This is a genomic window from Allobosea sp. P4_C6 (assembly GCF_056402015.1).
Genome location: NZ_JBFUIF010000192.1, coordinates 1 through 2231 on the forward strand (window position 1 = coordinate 1; position 2231 = coordinate 2231).

At 60.9% G+C, this 2231-nt stretch carries 1 protein-coding gene and 2 pseudogenes; 1 reads left to right on the forward strand and 2 read right to left on the reverse strand.

The annotated features are described in order from the left end of the window. Together AC1DVA_RS27785 and AC1DVA_RS27790 are read right to left on the reverse strand one after the other, a co-directional pair. Window positions 1-659, reverse strand: a pseudogene (locus AC1DVA_RS27785) (helix-hairpin-helix domain-containing protein); the annotation flags it as partial. A 151-nt stretch (window positions 660-810) separates the two neighbouring features. Then, the gene (locus AC1DVA_RS27790) at window positions 811-1272 is read right to left on the reverse strand and encodes a PH domain-containing protein (RefSeq protein WP_265055364.1); all 462 of its coding nucleotides are present in this window, start codon (window positions 1270-1272) and stop codon (window positions 811-813) included. A gap of 744 nt (window positions 1273-2016) precedes the next feature. Here AC1DVA_RS27790 and AC1DVA_RS27795 point away from each other — a divergent pair. Then, a pseudogene (locus tag AC1DVA_RS27795) lies at window positions 2017-2231 on the forward strand (hypothetical protein); the annotation flags it as partial.

Here is a 2231-nt window from a genome sequence, read left to right on the forward strand (position 1 = left end):
AACGATTGAGTCCGCCGTGCGAAAGCCGATGCCCCGAATGTCGCGGGCAAGCCGATAAGGGTCATCGGTCATCACAGCGATGGCGTCATAAGCGTAGGTCTTGAAGATGCGGATTGCCCGTGCCGTGCCGACGCCGTGGGCGTGCAGAAAGATCATGATCTCCGGGACGGCCTTCTGTTCGGCCCATCCCGACACAATGCGTTCGGCACGCTTCGGACCGATCCCGCCGACTTCTATCAGCCGGTCGGGCTCGGCCTCTTGATGTCCAAGGTCGCGTCCCCGAACAGCGCCACGATGCGTTTCGCCATCGCTGGGCCGATGCCCCGCATTTGCCGGGAGGCGAGATATTTCTCGATGCCCTCAGCCCCCCGTCGGCGGCGTGGCCTTCAAGACCTGCGCCTTGAAATTGCAGGCCATGGGTATGGTCGGTGATCCAGATGCCCGAAGTCGTCACGAACACGCCCGCACCGATCGTCGCGGCGTGACCGACCACCGTGACGAGATCACGCCTGCCGAGCCTTCACTCGGATTGCGGCAATGCCGGTGTCCGCATTGTGGAAGGTCACCCGCTCCACGGTCCCGGCGAGGGTCTGTAGCGGCGTTGAGGCGGGTGCGCGTTGGTCACGCAGGTTGGAGCCGTTCCGGGTTTTCGCAGACATGGTTCGCGTTGATGCCACGTTCCGCCCCGGCTCTGGGCACTGCCGTCAGCGCAGCGGCACGCGTAGCCAGGGCCGGGGCGGAACCCACGAGTGGGATCAGGCCTTCCAAACGGGCCGGAATCGCACGGGCGTGTTGGCAGTTTCCGCTCGCCTATGCGTCGTTTCCAGTGATACTGTTTCGAAGCTCGATGGGTTTGCCGATGGTGCGAAGCGTCTCAAATCCTTCGCCGGTGCCAAGAATCGTCACGTTGCCATAGTCGAGCATGCGCCCCAAGATTGATTGATCGATCTGGACGCTCTCGACCTTGTCCATGTTCATCTCATTGGTCTCCCGCTGGATGAGACCCTTCTTGTAGATGACCCGTCGGTTGGTGACTGCGATCTCGGTGACCCACGAGTGGAGCCACTGCTGGATCAGGAGGACCGCGGCAACGAGCGCAAGGGCATATCCTGCATAACGCCAGAGGTTGGGCATAAACTCCGACCTGCTGAGCCAGAAAGCGACCCCCGCTAGGAGCGCAACCCCAGCACCGGGCCAGTAGACTATCCAATGAATGGACGAGATGTGCCGGACCTGCTCACTGGGCTGCAAGACGCGCTGAATGTAGCTCATCGCAATAGCTCTCCTTCATTAGCATCRACAACCGCACCCATTATCAATCACGGTTCGGACCATTAGGGCAGTGGAGAAGATTCTCCTATCAAGCCGCTGCCGCACCGGTGATTCTCGCCACTCGCCTTGCACGGCCTTTTCGTATGTTCGGCGTGCAAGTTTTGACCCCGTAAGGGCGCAAAAGCAGTCTTGGGATCAGCGCCGAACACGGCGGCAGTCCGCGGCTTCCACTTCGCGAGGTCGTGGTTTGATGCCGTAGCGCTTGCCGAGATCCCTGGACGTTCCGCCAGCGTATCCGAACCGCTCGTAGTACTTCGTGGGGTGCATGGCAAACATTGAAGACCCTTCTCGCGGCACGGGTGCGGGCGTGCACTCGATGGAGACAATCTCACCGTCACCGATCGTGAAATTGCCTCCATAGCTCGGACGAACCTGAATGGGTCCAGGCCCCTGCGGGGGGCCGGGGATCGCCCCCGCCAGGCCGCAGCGCATCGGGGTGATATTCTCGCGGGAGCGGGATGTTTTTCAACAGATCTCTTCAGGCTCGGCGAAAGACGCATCGCAGCGAAATCTATCCAGGACGCGCGTCGAGAAAAGGAATTACCTTTAATCTCACCGAGTGACTGAAATGCCACCCTCAACGATTTAAGCTGGTTGATTAGCCGGCGTTGCCAATTATTCCGCTTCGCATCTGAAATTTCATGTGCAACGGTTAGGCGGACGAAATCACCCTAGGAGAGTATTATGCGTCTAGGCCTCGTTTCCACTGCTGTGCTGGCAACCTGCCTGGCAACCTCGGCCTTCGCGGCCGATCTTCCCAGCCGCCAGGCCGCGCCTCCCGCTCCCGTCTACGTGCCCCTGTTCACCTGGGCTGGTCTTTATGTCGGTCTCAACGCCGGCGTGGGCTGGGCTGACTCGGGCGAGATCGGCGTCAACGGACCGACGGCCGCCTCTTCCGG

Bases quoted from the DNA above. Each gene is read 5' to 3' on its own strand.
- AC1DVA_RS27790 (WP_265055364.1), bottom strand. From the start codon at position 1,272: ATGAGCTACATTCAGCGCGTCTTGCAGCCCAGTGAGCAGGTCCGGCAC.